Raw genomic sequence first — 21,511 nt, 5'->3', positions numbered from 1 at the left:
ACTTTAGAGAGAATGGAGATACAATCATATTCCAAAAGTGATAATATAAATATAAATTAAACGATGTTATAAAACCTATCATTTTATGTAAGGTATAAAATAAACTTTTATCACGGAGAAACTTTATTGAAAGGAGAGATAGCGATGAGCTTAGAAGCTTTAAATAAAAGAGTAGAAACCGATCTGTCTTACCTTTCCTTCAGGAAACCAACAGAAGCACAGCCAATCATCCCTAAGAGCGGACACGTATACGACGTAATCATTATTGGAGGAGGTCAAAGCGGTTTAGGAACGGCCTTTGGCTTGCTGCGAGAACGCGTGTCGAATATTCTTGTTATTGATGAAAATCGTTCGGGTTTAGAAGGTCCGTGGGAAACGTACGCGCGAATGATTACGCTAAGAACGCCCAAAAACTTAACGTCTGTCGATTTAGGAATTCCTTCACTTACGTTTCAAGCGTGGTGGGAAGCGAAATTCGGCTCAGAAGGCTGGGAAGCTCTTGACAAAATCCCAAGAGGAGAATGGATGAATTATTTGCGCTGGTACCGGAATATTCTTAACCTTCCTGTGGCAAATGGAATAAAATTAACGTTAATTGAGCCTGCAGAAACAGGTATCCATTGCTTGCATGTTGAAGGGAATGGAGCCGTGTGTCCTACACTGATGGCACGTAAAGTTATACTAGCTACAGGAATTCAAGGAGGAGGAGAATGGCATGTCCCGCCTATGATTTCTGAAAAATTGCCGCCTCATCTTTATTCTCACACTTCACAAACCATTGATTTTACTACGTTGAAGAACAAAAAAGTAGCTGTTTTAGGAGGAGGAGCATCCGCGTTTGATAACGCCAACTATGCGCTTTCCGAAGGGGTTGCTGAAGCTCATGTATTTGTTCGACGAAAAGAACTTCCCCGTATTAATCCAATCAGACAAATGGAAGCTTCAGGAATGATTGAACGTTTCCATGCTCTGTCAGATGCTGAAAAATATGAAGTGATGGCTCATTTTTTCGAATACAATCAGCCGCCTACGAATGATACATTTGGACGCGCTTCCTCATGGCCAGGTTTTCATTTGCACGTACATGCCCCATGGCTCGACGTCGAGGAAAAACACGACAAAGCAGTTGTAACCACTCCTCAGGGAACGTTTACGTTTGACTATTTAATTATTAGCACCGGACTTCTAACAGATCCGGCTCTGCGTCTAGAATTGCAACTTGTTGAAAAACACATCGCCCGCTGGAACGATCATTACAAAGCACCGCATGAAATCGCCAACCCAGTATTGGATGCCCACCCTTACCTTAGTAACGGCTTTGCTTTTTTAAGTCGTAATAGGGACGGTCAAAAAATGGTATATGGCCTTTTTGCTTTTAATTATTCCGCTTTAATTAGCTGTGGAATTTCTGCATCCGCTCTTTCAGGGCTGAAATATGCGATACCAAAGCTCGTCTCAGAAGTCGCCAATCAGCTTTTTATTGATAATCGCCATGAGAATTTAACTAATTTCTTTGACTATGATGAGCCTGAATTTGTCGGCAGCTGGTCAAAGGACAATAATCAAGTGAAAACAATATAGCAAAAACATATTTTTAACAATGAAAAAGGTGAAGCATATGGAGCCGATCTCTAAAAAGAAGATAGCTACTTTGTATACTCAAATTAGCCAAGAAATTTTTAATGTAGGTGTGAATACTCAAAAAATAGACATTATTGATAATAAAATTCTTATACTAGCTCAATCAAAAAGAATGCCGGCACTAGAAGCACTTAGTGAAGAATATAGAGAATTAGTGATGTCTCTTGATGCCGCTTTGTCGACTAAATATAAAAAAATGCTAAAGCAAAAAGTGGAGCTTTTATTTGATATCCAGGTCACTTCTTTATTTAGAGACTATGATCCTGTTACAGAGAATTCTTGTACGGTTATTTGCTTTAAATAACTTCTCTATATAAATTGCAAAACGTTCGATGAAATCGTTTGTTGTGCAAAACACGTAAAAAACGGATGCTTATCTTCTGTTTACAGAAGCAAAGAGCCGTGAAAACAGAAGGATTCCCTTCTGTTTTCACGGCTCTTTTTATAGATATTTTCATAAAAAAAGAGAGGGGGAATGGTTAAAAAAACACTGTTTTATAGAGGAGCTGTAAAAGCGAGTTAAAAGAAGATGAATCGAATATTAAAGGAGTGAAAAGCAAGTGGCGATAAATGAAAAAGTTGAAGCTCAGCATATGGAACTTATAAAAAAATCAGCACCTAATCCTTCATGGTTAGATAAGCTGTTTCATTTAACCGAACGCAAAACAGATGTAAAAACAGAAATTCTTGCTGGAATTACTACTTTTGTGACGATGAGCTATATTATCTTTGTTAATCCGACTATTTTAGCAGATGCAGGCATTCCAAAAGAAGCGGCAATTGCAGCGACGATTTTTGCCACTGTCTTTGCTACTCTTTTGTTTGCATTATGGGCGAACATACCTATTGCAGTAGCACCAGGAATGGGGCTGAACGCCTTTTTTACGTATACAGTGGTATTGGGTGAAGGGCTAACGTGGCAAACAGGTTTAGGAGCCGTATTTATTTCAGGGGTTGTATTTTTTATTTTAACGATAACAGGCTTACGCAAGAAGATTATTGAAGGGATACCCGCTATTTTAAAAAGTGCTATTTCAGTTGGAATCGGTCTATTTATTGCTTTTATCGGTTTTAAGCAAGCTGGCATTATTGTAAGCAACAAAGAAAATTTAGTAGCCCTTGGTCAGCTTACAAAACCGGGCCCATTCCTTGCTTTATTAGGTTTTATCGCGGTAACTGTATTAACTGCTCGAAAAATTAAAGGAGCTGCCCTGATTAGCATTTTGCTAGTATCAATTGCCGGGATGGGGCTGGGCATAGTAGAAGCACCTAAAAGCATCAGCAGCGTGGTGTCATTTTCAATGCCGAGCATGTCGGAAACTTTTTTACAAATGGATATTAAATCCGCTCTTCATTACGGTCTTTTTTCTATTATTTTTTCATTTACACTTGTGGAGCTGTTTGATAATTTAGGATCGATGATTGGATTATCTAAAAAAGCTGGATTAATGGATGAAAAAGGTGAAATTAAAGGGTTAGATAAAGCGCTTATGGCAGATTCTCTTGCGACAGTAGCCAGTGCTGCTATGGGATCTACCGCAATGAACGCGTATGTAGAAAATGCTGCGGGAATTGCAGAAGGAGGCAAGACGGGCCTTAAAGCACTGGTCGTTGCCATGTTGTTTTTAGTGAGTCTTTTATTTACGCCATTAATTAGCATTATTCCTGCTTTTGCTACAGCGCCTATTTTAATTATGGTTGGAGCTCTCATGTTAACGGAAATCAAAAACATCCCTTTAGACGAGATAACAGATGCTGTGCCTGCTTTTTGTACCATTATTTTGATGCCATTAACGTTTAGTATCGGAGAAGGCTTAGCGCTAGGGTTTTTATCTTATACATTCGTTAAATTGTTAGCCGGTAAGGCAAAGGAAATTCACTGGATTATGTATATCATTAGCGCCGCTTTTATTATCAACTTCGTCTGGGCTGCTTGAGGCATGTATTTACAGTAAAAAAGACTTCTCAGCTGAGAAGTCTTTTTTACTGTTCGCGTAGATTTTAATTTTTCTTCCCTTACATAAATAAAAGATAGCGAAGGAAGATATATAACGTTGAAATTAAAAGAGATACGAGCATGATTGGAGCTCCAATTTTCAAAAAATCCATGAACGAAAATTTATGTCCTTTTTTTACAGCCATGCCAGCTACAATTACATTAGCAGACGCTCCAATTAACGTACCGTTTCCGCCCAAACATGCTCCTAGTGCCAGTGACCACCATAGTACATTGATTTGAGCAGAATCAGGACTCATTCCCATTCCATGAGCCATATCTTGAATAAGTGGAATCATTGTAGCAACAAAAGGAATGTTGTCAATAACAGCTGAAGCAATTCCACTAATCCACAAAATGAGATAAGCTGACAGTGCGATGTTGCCGTCTGTAACGTTTAAAGCGCCAGCAGCCAGTTTTTTGATGATGCCTACATCGATTAAGCCTCCGACAAGAACAAACAAACCTGCAAAGAAAATAATGGTTGTCCATTCAACAGAATCAAACGCGCTTTCTACTTCATCATGAGTTCTTAATCCAATTACCAATAGTACAGCAGCACCTGTAATGGCTACCATAGCCGCATCAATATGCAAAACGGAATGCAGGGTAAAACCTAGAATCGTTAAGACTAGTACAGTTAACGATTTTTTCATTAAAACAGAATCTTGAATATAATCTTTTTCATTTAAACTCATTAGCTCTTGTTTTTTGCTATCTTCTACTTTTAATTTTTTGCGATAGATAAGAACAAGAATCCCCAGCGTAACAACACCGATAATTAGCACTGCAGGAGCTAAGTTTAATAAAAAAGCGTTAAAATCAAGATGAGGATTTGCTGCTCCAATCATGATATTAGGCGGGTCGCCTATTAAAGTAGCCGTTCCCCCAATATTTGAAAACAGCACTTCTGATATAAGAAACGGAAAAGGATTAATATTTAAAATAGTAGTAATTGAAAAAGTAACGGGAACAATTAATAAAACCGTCGTTACATTATCTAAAAAAGCAGATCCGACGCCTGTTAAAATTGATAAAATAACTAGAATTCGAACTGGATCACCTTTAGCGATTTTAGCAGACTTGATGGCTGCGTATTGAAACACGCCCGTTTTATTTGTAATGCCGACTAGAATCATCATACCCATAAGAAGGACAATCGTTTCCCACTGAATGTGTTCGGTAATAGCATTATTAAAATCAACAATGCCTAACAAAATCATTAATATAGCACCTAAAAGAGCTGCTGAAGCGCGATTGATCTTTTCAGTCATAATTAAAAAATATGTAATGATAAATATAATAATGGCTGCGTATACATGAAAATTTGTAATGTGTTGAATTGCATTGTGCATAACAGTAACCTGGCGATATGTCATCTAGACATCACGAAGTGTAGATGACAAAAACTTTGGATGTTTTCCAGGTTTTCACCTCATCTTTCATTGTTTAATTTACATCCAACTTTACGGTAAAACTTCTATAAAGCCCGTTTTTCTTTAACCGACCTCCTTTAAAAGCCTTGGTGTTCCTCAAAATTAAGACGATTCCTTCAGCATTATATCATATTTACATAAAAGCTTTCTCGCTAATTATTCAATGTGATTTTCAACCCACACACTTATTATGCACCTTAAATTCAGTTTACATAATTGATTCCTCTAAGATTGGACAAAGTTAGACAAAGTTGGAACAGTGTCCAATTTTGTCTAACTTTATGAGGCCAAATACAATAATAGATTGCTAGTATAAAGGGATTTTACTATTGGCACGGTACTTGCAATAGTAGTTAAGTGAAGTTTGATAATCAAATGAGGAGGCTTACCATAATGAAAACTGCTCAAAACAAAACAGAAAAGCTTACGAAAGAAAAAGCCAGCTGGATGTATCAGAAAATGGTAGAAATTCGAAAGTTTGAAGATGAAGTACATCAAATTTTCGCAAAAGGTGTACTGCCTGGTTTTGTTCATCTGTATGCAGGTGAAGAAGCGGTAGCGGTTGGAATGTGCGCTCATCTTAATGACAGTGACAGTATTACAAGCACTCATCGCGGACACGGCCATTGTATTGCTAAAGGCGGCGATTTAGATGGAATGATGGCTGAGCTTTTTGGAAAGGTAACCGGGTTAGGCAAAGGAAAAGGCGGATCCATGCATATCGCGGATTTAGATAAAGGAATTTTAGGGGCAAATGGAATTGTAGGAGGAGGCTTTCCGCTTGCATGCGGTTCTGCTTTAACTGCTAAGTATAAAAAGACAAAAGATGTAAGCGTTTGCTTTTTTGGAGACGGAGCGGGCAATGAAGGGACGTTTCATGAAGGAATTAACTTAGCAGCCATTTGGAAACTCCCGGTTGTTTTTGTTGCTGAAAATAATGGCTACGGAGAGGCAACTCCATTTTCTTATGCTTCGAGCTGCAGCGCGATTGCAGACCGTGCCGCATCTTATAACATTCCAGGGGTACGAGTGGATGGAAAAGACGTGATGGCAGTTTATGAAGCAGCTGCAGAAGCTATTCAACGAGCCCGCAGAGGGGAAGGGCCAACGTTAATTGAATGTGTAACGTATCGAAATTACGGACATTTTGAAGGCGACGCACAAACGTATAAATCAGGAAATGAAAAGAAAGAACATCTCCAGGAAAAAGATGCTATCGCTCTTTTTGAAAATTACTTGCTTTCAGAACAAGTAATAACAGAACAAGAGCTTAGAGAGATTGAAGGTGAAGTAGAAAAAGCAGTAAAACGCGCAGTTGAGCTAGCAGAAACAAGCGATTATCCTGATGCTTCGGAACTATTAACGGATGTTTATGTATCTTATTAATTAAAGGGGGAAAAGGAAATGACTAGAAAATTAAGCATGTCTGAAGCTATTAATGAAGCTATGAAACTAGCGATGCGAAAAGATGAGAATGTGATTCTTTTGGGAGAAGATGTAGCTGGCGGAGCGGAAATTGACCACTTGCAAGATGATGAGGCGTGGGGCGGGGTCCTTGGAGTGACAAAAGGGCTTGTGCAAGAATTTGGACGTGAACGAATTCTTGATACGCCGATTTCAGAAGCAGCTTATATAGGAGCTGCAATGGGAGCGGCAGCTACAGGGTTAAGACCGGTTGCAGAATTAATGTTTAATGACTTTATTGGCTGCTGTTTAGATCAAGTGCTGAATCAAGGCGCAAAATTTAGATACATGTTTGGAGGAAAAGCTGAAGTGCCCGTCACGATTCGAACGACTCATGGGGCAGGGTTTAGGGCTGCAGCTCAGCATTCTCAGAGCTTGTACGCTTTATTCACTAGCATTCCTGGCATTAAAGTAGTGGTGCCTTCTAACCCTTACGATGCAAAAGGATTATTGTTAGCAGCTATTGAAGACAATGATCCGGTTATCTTTTTTGAAGACAAAACATTGTACAACATGAAAGGAGAGGTTCCTGAAGGCTACTATACAATTCCGTTAGGGAAAGCTGACGTGAAACGCGAAGGAACAGATTTAACCATTGTAGCAATTGGAAAACAAGTAAATACTGCACTTACGGCAGCAGATCAATTGTCTCACAAGGGAATTGATGTAGAAGTAGTCGATCCGCGAAGTCTATCACCTTTTGATGAAGAGACCATTCTTTCTTCTGTAGAAAAAACGAATCGATTAATTGTCATTGACGAAGCCAATCCAAGATGCAGCATCGCAACGGATATTGCTGCGCTAGTTGCTGATAAAGGATTTGACATGCTTGATGCACCTATTAAACGAATTACAGCACCACATACACCTGTGCCGTTTTCGCCTCCATTAGAAGATATTTATCTGCCGACACCACAAAAAGTAATTGAAGTTGTATCGGAGTTACTAGGAGATAAATCGCTTCTAAGCGTGTAATTAAAGAAAAGGAGGAGGAAGCAAATGGCTGCAGAGGTTGTAATGCCAAAACTAGGTATGGCAATGAAAGAAGGAACTGTTTCGACGTGGAACAAAAAAGTTGGAGACTCCGTTTCAAAAGGAGATATGATTGCAAGCATTAATTCTGAAAAAATCGAAATGGATATTGAAGCGCCGCAGGACGGTGTGATTCTTGATATTCTTGTACAAGAAGATGTAGGAGTGCCTCCTGGAACGATTATCTGTTATGTTGGAAAGCCAAACGAGCAGCTCACTGAGCAAAACAGTTCAGCAAATGAGCTGCAAGCACCTAAAAACGAGGTAGCGGCTGCTATCTCTTTAGAAGAGCCACCAGCAAACGCAGCTCCATCAAAAAAGAGGAAAGAAACGGTGCTTATTTCACCAATTGCACGGAAAATAGCAGAATCTGAAAACCTTAATGTTGAAACGATTAAAGGCACAGGACCAAAAGGAAGAATCACCAAAGCAGATGTAGAGAAAGTGCTGGCGGAAAGAGCTTCAGAAGCGAGTCGTCCACCAGCAGAAATAGATAAAGCTATACAAAAAGAAACGCTTCCAGTAGCGGGCATGAGAAAAGTCATTGCAAGTCGAATGCATAGTAGTTTATTAAACAGTGCCCAATTAACAATTAATATGAAAGCTGACGTGACGGATTTGCTGTCTCTTCAACGGGAAATCAAAGATGTGATCCAACAACGCCATAAGGTGAAGATATCCCTAACTGATTTTATTGCTCGCGCTGTTGTTCTTTCACTTCAAGAACATAAACAAATGAACAGTGCCTATATAGATAACGAAATTCATCTCTATAACCATGTTCATCTTGGAATGGCCGTAGCTTTAGAAAATGGGTTAGTTGTCCCTGTTATGCAACATGCTGAAAAGATGTCGTTAGTTGAATTAGCTGCAGAGATCAAAACACGAGCAGCAGATGCTCGGCAAGGTCAGCTGGGCACTGATAGAATGCAAGGTTCTACATTCACTATTACTAATCTCGGTGCTTACGGAGTAGAGTATTTTACACCTGTATTAAACCCGCCTGAAACAGGAATTCTTGGTGTTGGAGCTACTGAAGATGTACCGATGTATAAAGGAGACGAATTACAAAAAAGAAACTTGCTGCCTTTAAGCCTGACGTTTGATCATCGCGTACTGGACGGAGCACCTGCAGCTAATTTCCTTGGAACTATTAAACAATACTTAGAACAGCCTATTTTACTACTCTTATAGAAAGGGGTGCATTCCGTGAAACCTTTAGTTGTGATTGGAGGCGGTCCAGCAGGATATGTGGCGGCAATCACTGCCGCCCGGCAAGGAAAACAAGTTACGTTAATCGAACAAAAAGATTTAGGTGGAACCTGTTTAAATGAGGGCTGTATGCCAACAAAGTCGCTATTAGCAAGCGCGGAAGCCTATGAGAAAATTAAGAAAGCTGAGCAATTCGGCATCAATCTTCCTTTAGAACAAGTGAAAATTAACTGGGATGGCGTTCAGCATCATAAAACAACCATTGTTAAAAACTTGGTCAGGGGAATCGGCTATTTGATGAAAAAGAACAGTATTAAAGTCATAAAAGGAGAAGCTTCTTTTTTGACAAATCATTGTCTAGCCGTGCGAAACGAAAATCACGTAGAAGAGATAGAGGCTGAACAGTTTATTATTGCTGCGGGTTCAGAACCTGCTAGCCTGCCATTTGCTCCTTTTGATGGAAAGTGGATCATTCACAGTAAACAAGCAATGTCGCTGCCTGCTATCCCTTCATCTCTTTTAATAGTAGGAGGAGGTGTAATTGGATGTGAATTTGCAAGCATTTACAGCCAAATGGGAACAAAAGTAACGATTGTGGAAGCGGCAGATCAGCTGCTTCCTGGTGAAGATGCCGACATCGCATTGACGTTACAGGAAGAATTAGAGAAAAAAGGCGTAGGGATTTATACATCCGCTTCGCTAACGGAAATGAAGCCAGAACATAAAACGGCTCTATTTAAACATAAAGAAGAGCTGCATGAACTGCAGGCTGAGTATGCATTAATTTCAATTGGCAGAAAACCTAGAGTGCTAGGTTTGGGTTTAGAACAGGTTGACGTACATTTTTCAAAACAAGGAATTGATGTTAATGAGCATATGCAAACGAATATACCTAATATCTATGCTTGTGGAGATGTAGTTGGCGGAATTCAGCTTGCTCATGTCGCCTTTCATGAAGGCACAGTTGCTGCTTTGCACGCATGCGGAAAAGATAAGAGCGTAAATTATCGAGCTGTACCCCGCTGCATTTATACTCACCCTGAAATTGCAAGTGTCGGTATGACAGAAAAGCAGGCTCGAAGCGAATACGGCGATATTCGCGTCGGAGAATTCTCGTTTACGGCAAATGGTAAAGCAATGATTGCAAATGAGTCCGTTGGAAAAGTGAAAGTAATCGTAGAACCGCAGTTTAATGAAATTATTGGGCTTTCCATTGTAGGTTCACATGCTACAGAATTAATTGGACAAGGAACCATTATGATGCACGGAGAGTTGACCACAGATATAATGGAAGACTTTATCGCTGCCCACCCTACATTATCTGAAGCCATTCACGAAGCTCTTTTGCAGTCGGCGGGTCAGGCCGTTCACTCCTGATTACGCAGGTGTCCAAGTTATTAAACTTTTTGAGGATAAAAAGTAAAAATGAATGATTCAAAAAGATAACTAGAGGATGAAGGAATCACGGAAGCGGTATAGTAGTTTTCCTGCATCCTCGTCTAGTTTCTTTATTAATTTTTACATAACGTGAGTTTAAAAATCTATCATTTGGTAATGATAACGTTTTCTTTGTGATTTATAATAATGGTAACAAGCCTTGATTTACTATATTCAATTAAGTTTATAGGGGAGAGGTAAAAAATGGAATCCACACTTTCTTTAAACACATGGAAACGTTTTGTAAACGAAGGAGCACTTGAACCTTCAAGGTTAAACGACATTATTGTAAAGTCGTGGCATCGTTGTAAAAGCGCAGATGTTAATCCTTACCTAGATAAAGGCAGATCGATTTTAAGAAATGAAGACTTTCATTCTCGAAAACAAATGAACTCTTTATTTCTTGAGACGGCTTTGCCGCACTTAGAAAGAATCAGACAATCAGCGGCGGACTTAGGAATGGTTGCTTTATTAATTGACCCAGAAGGCTATATTTTATCTATTACAGGAAATAGACTTACACTGAATGAAGCAAGGAAAATTAATTTTGTGGAAGGTGCCTGTTGGACAGAAAAAGAAGTAGGCACAAATGCAATCGGTACGGCTCTGCAAACGGAAGAGCCCATTATGATAACGGGTACAGAACATTATTCGATTGCTTCGCATCAATGGAGCTGTTCGGCAGCGCCTGTTCGAAATGACGACGGAAATTTAATTGGGATTATTAATATTTCTTGTCCTGTAAACAGAGCTCACCCTTATACACTTGGAATGGTTACGTCCATTGCGTATACAATTGAGCGGGAGTTAAGCATTCGAATGCACAAAGACGAAATTGAGTTGGTTCACGCTTCTATGAATTTTGTTGATAGCAAACAGCTCTTGCTGCTTTGCAATTACAAAGAAGTGATTGTGGGAGCAAGCAAAACCTTGCGAGAATGTATACCAAAATGGTCAGGTCTGCAGTTAAATACGATTGTACAACAGGGGTTTCGTATAGTGATGGAAGTGCCTGTAATTTCAAAAAGACACGGTCATTCTATTGGAAAGATTATTTATTTATCAGAAGAAGCGCACCACAACCAAACAACTACACAGATCCCTGCTCAATCATTTTCTTTTAAAGGGGAAGCAGGCATAAGCCGTTCCTTTCAGCAAACACTAGAAGAAATAAAGCATGCGGCTCCTACGGATACAACAGTCTATATTTTAGGGGAAACAGGTACCGGAAAAGAAGTAATAGCTCAAACAATTCATGAAAACAGCTCGCGTAAAAACGGGCCTTTTATTGCTCTTAATTGTGGTGCTATTCCGAAAGAACTTATGGAAAGTGAATTATTTGGCTATGTGGAAGGAGCATTTACAGGAGCACGGCGTCAAGGATATCAAGGAAAGTTTGAGCAGGCTAATCACGGTACGATTTTTCTTGATGAAATAGGTGAACTTCCTCATTCTATGCAAGTTTCTTTGTTAAGAGTATTGCAAGAGCGCAAGGTAACGCCTGTTGGAAGCAATCAGGAAATTCCGGTAGACATCCGTATTATTACCGCTACTCATCGAGATCTTCGTCAACTTGTCAGTGAAGGGAAGTTTCGAGAAGATTTATATTACCGGCTTCACGTGTATCCCGTGCATGTTCCGCCTTTGCGAGAAAGGAAAGAAGATATTCCACATCTGATGCGCTACTTTTGTCAAAAGAATGCTTGGAATATGAATTTCCCCAAGGAATTAGTAGATAAACTAATAGATTATCAGTGGCCCGGCAATATTCGAGAATTATTTAATGTACTTGAACGCTTGAAGATCTCGCTTAAAACAGAAGCAGAAAAAGAGAAGATATTGAATTATTTGAGTTCTTTAAGTCTTGGTGGCCAAAAGAACATCTCTAACTCTGATACTTCACAAGAAATAGAAGACAATGATTTTACGTCCCCCCCCGTACTCACATTTCGTGAAAAAGTTCAAAAAGACTTAATGATGGATGCTTTACGTAAAACACAGGGAAATGTGTCACTTGCCGCTAAGCTGTTAGATATACCAAGAAGTACATTTTATAACAGATTAAAAAAATTCAATTTGTAAGCTGAGAGTTCGTAGCTGTTTTAAATTTTTAAATAAGGATAGGAGCTGAGTAGAATGAAAGCATTAAGATGGCATGGCGTTAAAGATGTAAGGTTAGAATATATTGCAGAACCTACTGTCTCTCAAGGAAAAGTGAAAATTAAAGTAGAATGGTGTGGAATTTGCGGAAGTGATTTGCATGAGTACACGGCAGGACCTATTTTTATTCCTACAGAAGAACCCCATCCATTAAGTAAAGATAAAGCGCCGGTTGTGCTGCGACATGAATTTTCTGGACAAGTTGTAGAAATCGGAGAAGGTATTACGAATGTAAAAGTCGGAGACAGAGTAGTGGTAGAACCTATCTATGCATGCGGAGAGTGTGAAAACTGTAAACAAGGAAAGTATAATCTTTGTAATAAAATGGGGTTTTATGGTCTTGCCGGAGGTGGCGGAGGTTTTTCTGAGTATGCCTCTATACCGGTAGAAATGATTCATAAAATACCAGAAGTGGTGTCTTACGAGCAAGGAGCTCTCGTAGAGCCTTCAGCTGTGGCTCTTCATGCTGTGCGTCAAAGCAAACTAAAGGTAGGAGATAAAGCCGCCGTATTTGGGACGGGGCCAATCGGTTTGCTAGTTATTGAAGCGTTAAAAGCATCGGGTGCATCTGAAATTTATGCGATCGAACTATCGGAACAGCGCAGACAGAATGCTGAAGAACTTGGGGCGATTGTGATTAACCCGCAAGAATACGATCCCGTAGCAGAAGTACATAAGCGCACAGGCGGAGGTGTAGACGTTTCCTATGAAGTGACAAGTGTTCCCTTAGTTTTAACTCAAGCCATTAATTCTACCAAAAGTGGCGGGGAGACAATGATTGTTAGCATATTTGAAAAAGAAGCGTCCATTCATCCCCAAACAATCGTTTTACAAGAGCGTACAGTAACAGGTATTATTGGCTACCGCGATGTATTTCCAGCGGTTATTAGTTTAATGGCAAAAGGCTATTTTTCGGCTGATAAACTGGTGACAAAACGTATCAAGCTAGAGAATGTAATTGAAGAAGGTTTTGAGACATTGTTAAAAGAAAAGGAACAGGTGAAAATTTTGGTGAAAGCTGAATAAAAAAAGAGGCTGGGACAAAAGTATTTTAGGCGAAGTAAAAAACGAACCATTGATCAAAATTTTTGATTAGTGGTTCGTTTTTTTGTTAGCGTGAGCGTATGTTCGGTTTGTTTAGGCCCTTCTAGCAGTCGATTGCAGGGCAAGACGAGGACTCCTGCGGGAAAAGCGGAAATCAACTGCCGTGTCATAAGCGGTTCAGCTCATCTATCCTATTTGTTCGTCTTTAGATTGGATTCATTTCGTTATGTCTCAACCTCTTTAAATTGAATAAGGTAAGTATGGTTATTTTATTATCAGATTATTCTGTACTATATACAGTATATTGTATACAATATATAATCTAATCATTATCTAATTAATAAAATCAGAGGTGATGAGTGAATGACAGACAAACAGTTTAAAAATGTACAAGACGGAACCAAAGCGGTATGGGCGGGAGAAAAAGAATCCCTTGCTTACAATGCCACTCAAGTTCCTGTCGTCTTCAGCGTAGCTTACAATTATGATGATGTAGACGAATGGCAAGAAGTTGCGTTAGGAAACAAACCAGGCTATACGTATAATCGCATGAGTAATCCTACAGTTAAAGCTTTTGAAGAAAAAGTAAGGATACTTGAAGAAGCAGAAGAAGCGGTCGCATTTTCCTCCGGCATGGCGGCTATTAGCAGCACTTTATACACGTTTTTAAAACCTGGAGACCGCGTCGTATCGGTAAAAGATACATATGGAGGAACAAATAAAATCTTCACTGAGTTCCTTCCTAACATCGGAGTGGATGTAACCTTATGCAATACGGGGAATCATGAAGAAATTGAAGCGGAAGTAAATAAAGGATGTAAAGTGCTATATTTAGAGTCACCTACAAATCCTACGATGAAAATTATTGATATTGAAAGAATAGCAAAAGCAGGAAAAGCAGTAGGGGCAGTCGTCATTATTGACAATACGTTTGCGACACCTATTAATCAAAACCCTCTTCAATTAGGGGTGGATCTTGTCATTCACAGCGCAACAAAATTTTTAAGCGGACATGCGGATGCCTTAGGAGGAGCAGTATGCGGCTCTAAAGAATTAATGAAGCATGTGTATCACTACCGTGAGATCAATGGCGCGACCATGGATCCCATGTCAGCGTATCTTATTTTAAGAGGAATGAAAACGTTAAAATTACGTATACGTCAACAAGAGCGAAGCGCTTTGGAAATTGCTAAATTTCTTCAAAAGAAAGAAGCGGTTGAGGCCGTCTATTATCCTGGATTGGAAACACACCCTCATCATCATATTGCCAAAAAACAAATGAAAGGCTTTGGCGGGATATTAAGCTTTGTTTTAAAAGGAGAAATGGAAGCTATTAAAATTTTGCTGCCAAAGTTAACGTATGCAAATAAAGCCGGCAATTTAGGAGCGGTTGAAACAATTTATGGACCAGCAAGAACGACTAGCCACGTAGAATGTACGCTTGAAGAACGTAAAGCTCTTGGAATATCCGAAGGACTGGTTCGCATATCTGTAGGAATTGAAGATACGGAAGATTTAATTGCAGACTTAGCACAAGCATTTACTCACTTGGAATCCGCATCATCTATTAGTAATTAAAAAGACGCGCATTACTTTTTTTAATAAAAATAAAGTAAGTACCTCTTTTTAGTTGGTAGACACGTCTTCAGAATTATAGAAATTTTGTGGAATAAAGCTGATAAATTAAACTGTACGTGTATTTTTTCGTCTGATTTTGTAGGTATACTGATAAATTAGATGAAATAAAAATGTTTTTACGCGTTTTAAAAATAAACTAACTTACAACAGCCTACAAATAAGGAATGATAGTATGTCGAAACAAGAACAAGAAAGTGAATACACAATAAAAGATGCATCATTGTTTGGATTAAAATTAATGCAGGTAAGTAAAGCCATCTGGAGAGCTGCGGAAGATGACTGGGAGCAATGGGTGAAACCTTATGGACTAAACGTAAATGAGCATCATATTTTATGTTTAGCTAGTAACACGGGAGAAATCTCTATGTCAGAGTTAGCTAATTTAGGAGCTATGCATATCTCTACAGCGTTTAATTTTTCAAAAAAATTAGAAAATCAGGGATATCTGCATTTGTCCAAAAGAGAAAATGATAAAAGAAACACCTACATCAAATTGACTGAAAATGGCGAACAATTATTGCTTGATACGCTCAAAGGGTATGAACCACATAACAGTAAGATATGTAAAGGCGCACTTCCTTTAAAAACGTTATACGGCAAATTCCCCGCTTTTCCAGAGCTAGTAACCGTTGTTCGCCATGTTTGCGGCGGCGAGCTTGTGACCGTTGCTGATCAACCTTTTGTGAATATAAAAGAAGCGGGAATAGAAGAAAATGAAGATAAGAAAGAAGTCCAGCTAACTAGTAATTGAACGCAGTGAATAATATGCAGACAATAGGGCTTCATGAAAATAAGTGAATAACAGGCGAGCTGTTTTATACGTGAGAAATACGACGTATAAAACAGCTCTTTTTTATTTTTCGAATAATGATTCTCCATTATATTATGAGAAATTTAGGATAAGCTACCAGTAGTAAATTTTCTGAAGAGAAGGAGTGATTACCATGAATAAGTCAGACTCGATTTCTGTTTTTCAATTGATCCTTCTTTCAATGATGTTTATTGGCTTAAAAACTCATGTGATGCTCATATCTCCATTAATTAAAACGGCAGGACGAGATGCTTGGATCACCGTTCTTCTTACTTGTCTTTTAACACTCATATGGGTTCCTTTACTCGTATATGTAAATAAAAAAACAAAAGGCGAACATCTTTTTCAATGGATGAAAAAGCATGTGAATAAGTCATTTACCAATGTCGTTATTTTTCTTACAATCGTTTATTTGACCCTTATGGAGATCGTCACTTTACGAGAGACGATTACGTGGATTAATATTATTTTTCTTCAGCGAACACCTTTAATTATTCTCGTTTTACTATTTGGTTTTACCTGTTGCTTACTTGCCGCTACGAGTATTAGAACGATTAGTATTGTAAACGTATTTCTTTTATTTTTTATTGTAATATTAGGTTTCTTTGTTTCTTTTACAAACTTTCAATTTAAAGATTATTCTTTATTGCAGCCTGTTTTAGAAAATGGCTATTTTCCTGTTATTAAAAGTATTGTATTTCAAGGATCAGGGATGGTAGAGCTGCTGCTGCTGCTCTTTTTGCAGCACAAAGTACCGCAGCCTATACGCTATAAGCATTTAGCGGTGGCTGCAATTCTCTTAACAGGCCTTACGATTGGACCTCTCATTGGAGCAATTACTGAATTTGGCCCTGTAGAAGCCTCTAAGCAACGTTTCCCTCCCTATGAAGAATGGGGAATTGCATCGCTTGGAAAGTTTATAGAACATATCGACTTTCTATCTATTTATCAGTGGTTGTCGGGTACCTTTATCCGCATTTCGACCTTTCTTTTTATTATGAAAGAATTAGTTTCGTTTCAAAAAGGCCAAAAAAGGTTTCTTTTACTCATTCTAGTGGTTATTACTGTATGTACGCTGGCTCCTATAACGGACTTTGCTTTTTCAAATCTTTTATTTTTTACAATCATACCGGCTACTTTCTGGTTATTTGTTGCTTTCTCTCTTTTCTTAGTAGTCATAGTCTTTCTATTTTCTCATAAAACAAGGAGGGATAAGAGTGGAATTTTTTAAGAAGAAAAAAGACTACAGCTCTAAAAAACAAGAGGCGGAAAGTCTTTTAAAAGAAAGTTCTTCTCGCGCTCAGATAATCAATGAGTGTACGTTAAGAGATTTATTTGGAAAATGCAGCGATATTAACTTCGAGACCGTTTATTTTTATAACAAACGAGTGCTTATGATTTATTGTACCGGTCTAGTTAGTACGGAAATGCTATATGAAATGATTCCTAAAAAATTAGAGGAATGCTGTGCTAAGTTAGAGGGTGAAGTAGAAGGAGACAAGATCATAAAATTATTAAATCTTCCCTCAGTTTCCATCGTTCAAGATGAAGAACAGGCAGTTTCAGAAATTTTTTCCGGGAAATTATTCATTGATTTTGGATCACCACAATCAGTTGTTTCTATCGATATTTCGGACCGTCCTCAAAGAAGCCCAGAAGAAACGAAAAATGAAGTAACCATATTGGGTCCTAGAGATAATTTTATTGAAGACTTACCTGTCAATATTGCTTTAATTCGCAAGCGTCTTAAATCAGTTTCCTTGTTAACAAACTCTTTAGAGATTGGAAAACGAACAAAAACAAAAGTAAGCATTTTATACATGGAAGATGTAGCTGACAAGAAGATACTTGACGAAATTATGGAAAAGTTAGGAGATATCGATATCGACGGTATTTTCAGCGGAACACAGTTAGAAGAGCTCATTAATAAAAATCCGTATAGCTTTTTTCCTCGCCACGCTTATACAGGGAGACCTGATTTTGCGGTTCAATCTCTGTTAAATGGCCGGTTTATTATATTAATTGATGGAACTTCATATGCGTATGTTACACCCATTAACCTTTTTTACTTATTAAAGGGATCTGAGGATAAAGAAAATACATATTTATACAGCTCTTTTGAGCGTATTCTTCGAATCTTCGGGCTTTCTATCGCTGCTTTTTTGCCGGGTTTTTGGGTTGCAATGACGGCTTTTCATCAAAATCAGCTTCCGCTCAGCCTGTTAGCTACGATTGTTGAAGCAAGAAGAGGTGTTCCGTTTCCTACCTCTCTTGAGGCAATATTAATGCTTCTTTTATTTGAATTGTTTCGAGAGGCAGGGTTTAGACTGCCGACTTCTGTCGGGCAGACCCTCAGTGTAATTGGAGGGCTTATTATCGGTGATGCAGCCATTAGAGCCGGTTTAACCAGTCCTGCCATGCTTGTTGTCATTGCAGGTTCTACAATTGCTACGTTTACGCTAGCGAATCAGTCTCTTATAGGAACAATTTCACTAATCCGCTTTTTTTGTATTATCTGTGTCAGCATCTTAGGTTTCTTTGGATTTTTTATTTCCATCTTTTTAGTCATGATCTATATTACAAACATCAGAACGTTTGGTGTGCCATATTTTGAGTTAGCAACCCGTTTAGACGTGAAAAATATTTTAAAATCTCTCTTCCGTCTTCCCGAAAGTAAAAAAGCAACAAGAGCTAGTATGCTTAACCCAAGCGATTCCACACGCGAAAAAGGAGAAAGTTAGTGAAAGGGAATATAAGGAATTTACTTATACTTATTATGAGCTCTTTTTTATTGTTTCTTTCGGGATGCTGGGATACGAATGAACCGGAACAAATGGTATATGCACAAGGAATGGGGGTAGATTTTAAAGATAACCGTTACGTTCTTTACCTGCAGACCATCAATTTAAGTTTGTTAGCAAAATCCGAGGCAAGCGGTGCTGGCGCGGGTCAAGTCAAAGTAGAAGTTGGTTATGCAACAGGGAAAACCATTGATGAAGCTATTTTTAGATATTATCAAATTTCTCAGCGCAGAATCTTTTTTGGGCACTTAGCTTTCCTTGTTTTAACGGACGATGCGTTAAAGCATGGCGCTGTCAAATCGGCAGTAGATTTTTTAGATCGTTATCGGGAAACGAGATACAACATCTGGATGTATGCTACGAAAAGTCCTTTGAAAAAAACGTTGTTAGCTACGCCTATGTTCGAAGTATCGAACGCTCTTTCTCGCTTGAGCGATCCTAAAGTGATTTTTAAGCAAAACTCGTTTATTCCACCAATCGATTTAAGAGAGCTCATTATCCATCTTAATGAACCTAGTCACGAAGTAAATATTCCTCTCGTTCAGACTAAAGAACATTTAACAACGGATCAAAAAAAAGAAACAGCTATTCAAGTAAACGGAGCAGTGGCTATTACATCATCTGAATTAAAAGGAGTTTTTTCAGAGAATAAAATCAAAGGACTTAGATGGATAACGGATGAATTTGTACGAGCTGGTTTACGGGTAAGGCTCCCTGATCATTCCGATATTGATCTTGTGGTAGACAAGAAAAAAGTAAAAATTGAACCTGTTATAAACGGTAGTAATTTAACATTTAATATAAAAGTTCGTGCAAAAACAACGATTTTAGTTATGCCGCAGCACGAAAAACTATCGACTATAAAAAAAGAAGCTGAACAGAAAATTAAGAAACAAATTATGGAAACGTACGCGCAAGGCTTAAGTATAAACAGCGATGTTTACAGGCTTTCTCATGTTCTTTATAAAAAAGAACTGCGTAAATGGAAGGCTGTTCAAAGCAACGGGGCAATTCCTTTAACAAAAGACTCAATAAATGTGAAGGTCAACGTACAGGTTAAGCATGGAAACAAACAGCGAATAGGTCCGACTATAGATTAACATACTGAAAACCTGCACACCTCACCTGATAATGTTAACTCATTAAACAAAGGACAAAAGTGGAGGAATAGATAAAATAGAAAAGACCAACCTAAGAACAAATCGAATTAGGAGATTATAGATGGAAACAATCAAACCAATTAAAATAGGTTCAAAAAAAACAAGCGTGCAAGAGAAATTAACAGCCCCCGAAATGGGCAAACTTTGGGCAACCTATATGGGCAACAGCATGTCTTCGTATATTTTAAGTTATTTTCTTGAACACGTTGAAGATCCAGATATAAAAAAGCTGTTACAGCATGCAAAAGGTTTAACGGAAGAATTTCAAAGTAACGTAAAAGACATTTTTACAAAAGAGAATGTGCCAATTCCATACGGATTTACGCAAGAAGATGTGAACCTAGGCGCTCCAAAGCTGTTTGAAGATGAATTTTACGTGCATTATTTAAAATATGCTGCTAAAGCTGGATTAAGCATTTACAGTATCGCACTGCCTCTAATGTATAGAGAAGATGTAAAGACATTTTTAACGTATTGTATGAAAGCAACAATGGAACTGATGGAGCAAATAAAGGCAATCTTAATGGATAAAGGATTTATTATTAAGCCGCCACTTATTCCTGCACCAGAAAAAGTGAACATCGCTAATACTCATTATTTAAGCGGTTTTATAGGAGATGTTCGACCTTTGCATGCATTAGAAATTGCTCATCTGTATGATAACATCGAAAATAATGTGACAAGCAAAGCCTTAATTTTGGCATTTAGTCAAGTTGTTAAAAGTGAAAAAATCCGTACGTTATTTGTAAAAGGTGAAGATCTGACAAATAAAGCGGTAGAACGCTATATTGAAAAGCTTCATCGAGATAATTTACCAGCGCCATCCTTTCTTGATCATTTAATTACTACTTCGACTTTTTCACCGTTTTCGGATAAATTGATGCTGTTCCATAAAATGGATATGTTCTCGATGAAAATGAGGGCTTTTGGAAATTCAGTAGCCGTCAATGGAAGACATGATTTGGCGCTGTTATATGGAAAATCAATGACAAATATCTCGAAGTTTGTAAAAGATGCAGCGGATATTATGATGGAAAATGGATGGATGGAAACACCACCGGAAGCGGTAGATAGAAATCATTTAAACTCCAACTAATTAAATAATTTGCCTTTATAGCTCTAATGAATAAAAAACACACAAAATAGATGTCAGATTTTGTGTGTTTTTTTATTTGAAGAGAGAAAAAGCTGTTAATCCTGCCTTTATATTTGATAGTCATTAAACTAACCCAACTTATGATTACAATTTGTATAGGAGCTTAATGTCTCCATGTATAAAAAATATTATTTATTTGCTGCTCATTATTTTATAGAAATTACTAGACATTTATAAGACATTAAAAAGAAATTAAAGAAATTATAAACATTGCTAAAACTTATATGGGTAAAAGCCTTCTGCTGACTGAGGTTAAAGGGAATAAAGCAATCAAAAAAACTGCAGTTTACTACAAGAATTTTCACGAAAAAATATAGGATTTTTTTATAACGGCCATATTTTCTACGCAGTAGTTCGGAAAATAACGTTTATTTATTGTGTTTTTTGTTCATTTAGTTGATTTTTTTCACGAAAATGAAAATCATTATCATTTAAAGGGATTTATCGTAGCTCACAGACGTGTATGTTTGAGTAAGTTAAAGAGAAAGAAAGAATGGAAGGAAAATAGAGTAGAAATGAGTAA

Annotated in this window: 16 protein-coding genes; 15 read left to right on the top strand and 1 reads right to left on the bottom strand. The window is 38.0% G+C overall.

What is annotated here, in order from left to right; genetic code table 11:
- Positions 1-144: 144 nt before the first annotated feature.
- The 3 genes from AC1DEF_RS10585 to AC1DEF_RS10575 all read left to right on the top strand — a co-directional run bounded on the left by AC1DEF_RS10585 (position 145) and on the right by AC1DEF_RS10575 (position 3,578).
- Positions 145-1,581, top strand: coding sequence for an NAD(P)-binding domain-containing protein (locus AC1DEF_RS10585; protein WP_097823684.1), 1,437 nt, complete (start codon positions 145-147; stop codon positions 1,579-1,581).
- 37 nt (positions 1,582-1,618) lie between these two features.
- Positions 1,619-1,945, top strand: coding sequence for a Na-translocating system protein MpsC family protein (locus tag AC1DEF_RS10580; protein ID WP_013056580.1), 327 nt, complete (start codon positions 1,619-1,621; stop codon positions 1,943-1,945).
- A gap of 256 nt (positions 1,946-2,201) precedes the next feature.
- Positions 2,202-3,578: an NCS2 family permease gene (locus AC1DEF_RS10575; RefSeq protein ID WP_097823683.1), complete on the top strand. Its 1,377-nt coding sequence runs from the start codon at positions 2,202-2,204 to the stop codon at positions 3,576-3,578.
- Between the two features lie 79 nt (positions 3,579-3,657).
- On the opposite strand, the gene AC1DEF_RS10570 is transcribed toward AC1DEF_RS10575, so the two are convergent.
- Positions 3,658-4,992 (bottom strand): ArsB/NhaD family transporter, encoded by a 1,335-nt coding sequence (locus AC1DEF_RS10570; protein WP_097823682.1) that lies wholly within the window; start codon positions 4,990-4,992, stop codon positions 3,658-3,660.
- Between the two features lie 474 nt (positions 4,993-5,466).
- Between AC1DEF_RS10570 and AC1DEF_RS10565 the strand changes: the two genes are divergently transcribed.
- From AC1DEF_RS10565 to AC1DEF_RS10510, 12 genes are all read left to right on the top strand, one after another.
- Positions 5,467-6,459 (top strand): thiamine pyrophosphate-dependent dehydrogenase E1 component subunit alpha, encoded by a 993-nt coding sequence (locus tag AC1DEF_RS10565; RefSeq protein ID WP_141425871.1) that lies wholly within the window; start codon positions 5,467-5,469, stop codon positions 6,457-6,459.
- A gap of 18 nt (positions 6,460-6,477) precedes the next feature.
- Positions 6,478-7,512 carry an alpha-ketoacid dehydrogenase subunit beta gene (locus AC1DEF_RS10560; RefSeq protein WP_013082775.1) on the top strand — a complete coding sequence of 345 codons (1,035 nt, stop codon included), beginning with the start codon at positions 6,478-6,480 and terminating at the stop codon, positions 7,510-7,512.
- Positions 7,513-7,536: 24 nt separating this feature from the next.
- The gene (locus tag AC1DEF_RS10555) at positions 7,537-8,763 is read left to right on the top strand and encodes a dihydrolipoamide acetyltransferase family protein (RefSeq protein WP_097823681.1); all 1,227 of its coding nucleotides are present in this window, start codon (positions 7,537-7,539) and stop codon (positions 8,761-8,763) included.
- Positions 8,764-8,778: 15 nt separating this feature from the next.
- Positions 8,779-10,158, top strand: a complete 1,380-nt coding sequence (gene lpdA / locus AC1DEF_RS10550) for a dihydrolipoyl dehydrogenase (protein WP_097823680.1) — start codon at positions 8,779-8,781, stop codon at positions 10,156-10,158.
- A 264-nt stretch (positions 10,159-10,422) separates the two neighbouring features.
- On the top strand, positions 10,423-12,300 hold the full coding sequence (locus AC1DEF_RS10545) for a sigma-54-dependent Fis family transcriptional regulator (protein WP_097823679.1): 1,878 nt from the start codon (positions 10,423-10,425) through the stop codon (positions 12,298-12,300).
- A gap of 54 nt (positions 12,301-12,354) precedes the next feature.
- Positions 12,355-13,404, top strand: coding sequence for a 2,3-butanediol dehydrogenase (locus AC1DEF_RS10540; protein ID WP_097823678.1), 1,050 nt, complete (start codon positions 12,355-12,357; stop codon positions 13,402-13,404).
- 381 nt (positions 13,405-13,785) lie between these two features.
- Positions 13,786-15,000: a cystathionine gamma-synthase family protein gene (locus AC1DEF_RS10535; RefSeq protein WP_043981938.1), complete on the top strand. Its 1,215-nt coding sequence runs from the start codon at positions 13,786-13,788 to the stop codon at positions 14,998-15,000.
- Between the two features lie 232 nt (positions 15,001-15,232).
- Complete coding sequence (locus AC1DEF_RS10530; protein WP_043981939.1) at positions 15,233-15,811, top strand: HTH-type transcriptional regulator Hpr; 579 nt, start codon at positions 15,233-15,235, stop codon at positions 15,809-15,811.
- Positions 15,812-16,004: 193 nt separating this feature from the next.
- Positions 16,005-17,102 (top strand): GerAB/ArcD/ProY family transporter, encoded by a 1,098-nt coding sequence (locus AC1DEF_RS10525; RefSeq protein ID WP_255255719.1) that lies wholly within the window; start codon positions 16,005-16,007, stop codon positions 17,100-17,102.
- Complete coding sequence (locus AC1DEF_RS10520; RefSeq protein WP_052500347.1) at positions 17,089-18,612, top strand: spore germination protein; 1,524 nt, start codon at positions 17,089-17,091, stop codon at positions 18,610-18,612. The genes AC1DEF_RS10525 and AC1DEF_RS10520 overlap by 14 nt, the downstream gene beginning before the upstream one ends.
- On the top strand, positions 18,612-19,772 hold the full coding sequence (locus AC1DEF_RS10515) for a Ger(x)C family spore germination protein (RefSeq protein ID WP_230184721.1): 1,161 nt from the start codon (positions 18,612-18,614) through the stop codon (positions 19,770-19,772). Before AC1DEF_RS10520 ends, AC1DEF_RS10515 begins: the two co-directional genes overlap by 1 nt.
- Positions 19,773-19,893: 121 nt before the next feature.
- A complete protein-coding gene (locus AC1DEF_RS10510; RefSeq protein ID WP_097823675.1) occupies positions 19,894-20,928 on the top strand; it encodes a DUF3231 family protein in 1,035 nt (344 codons plus the stop codon).
- Positions 20,929-21,511: the final 583 nt, after the last annotated feature.

This window comes from Priestia sp. 10L35, from assembly GCF_056395685.1.
This window is presented reverse-complemented; position numbering and strand designations above follow the sequence as displayed.

Excerpts from the sequence above, each read along its gene's own strand:
- AC1DEF_RS10585 (WP_097823684.1), top strand. The coding sequence starts at position 145 with ATGAGCTTAGAAGCTTTAAATAAAAGAGTAGAAACCGATCTGTCTTAC.
- AC1DEF_RS10580 (WP_013056580.1), top strand. The coding sequence starts at position 1,619 with ATGGAGCCGATCTCTAAAAAGAAGATAGCTACTTTGTATACTCAAATT.
- AC1DEF_RS10570 (WP_097823682.1), bottom strand. The coding sequence starts at position 4,992 with ATGCACAATGCAATTCAACACATTACAAATTTTCATGTATACGCAGCC.
- AC1DEF_RS10565 (WP_141425871.1), top strand. The coding sequence starts at position 5,467 with ATGAAAACTGCTCAAAACAAAACAGAAAAGCTTACGAAAGAAAAAGCC.
- AC1DEF_RS10560 (WP_013082775.1), top strand. The coding sequence starts at position 6,478 with ATGACTAGAAAATTAAGCATGTCTGAAGCTATTAATGAAGCTATGAAA.
- AC1DEF_RS10555 (WP_097823681.1), top strand. The coding sequence starts at position 7,537 with ATGGCTGCAGAGGTTGTAATGCCAAAACTAGGTATGGCAATGAAAGAA.
- AC1DEF_RS10545 (WP_097823679.1), top strand. The coding sequence starts at position 10,423 with ATGGAATCCACACTTTCTTTAAACACATGGAAACGTTTTGTAAACGAA.
- AC1DEF_RS10540 (WP_097823678.1), top strand. The coding sequence starts at position 12,355 with ATGAAAGCATTAAGATGGCATGGCGTTAAAGATGTAAGGTTAGAATAT.
- AC1DEF_RS10535 (WP_043981938.1), top strand. The coding sequence starts at position 13,786 with ATGACAGACAAACAGTTTAAAAATGTACAAGACGGAACCAAAGCGGTA.
- AC1DEF_RS10530 (WP_043981939.1), top strand. The coding sequence starts at position 15,233 with ATGTCGAAACAAGAACAAGAAAGTGAATACACAATAAAAGATGCATCA.
- AC1DEF_RS10525 (WP_255255719.1), top strand. The coding sequence starts at position 16,005 with ATGAATAAGTCAGACTCGATTTCTGTTTTTCAATTGATCCTTCTTTCA.
- AC1DEF_RS10510 (WP_097823675.1), top strand. The coding sequence starts at position 19,894 with ATGGAAACAATCAAACCAATTAAAATAGGTTCAAAAAAAACAAGCGTG.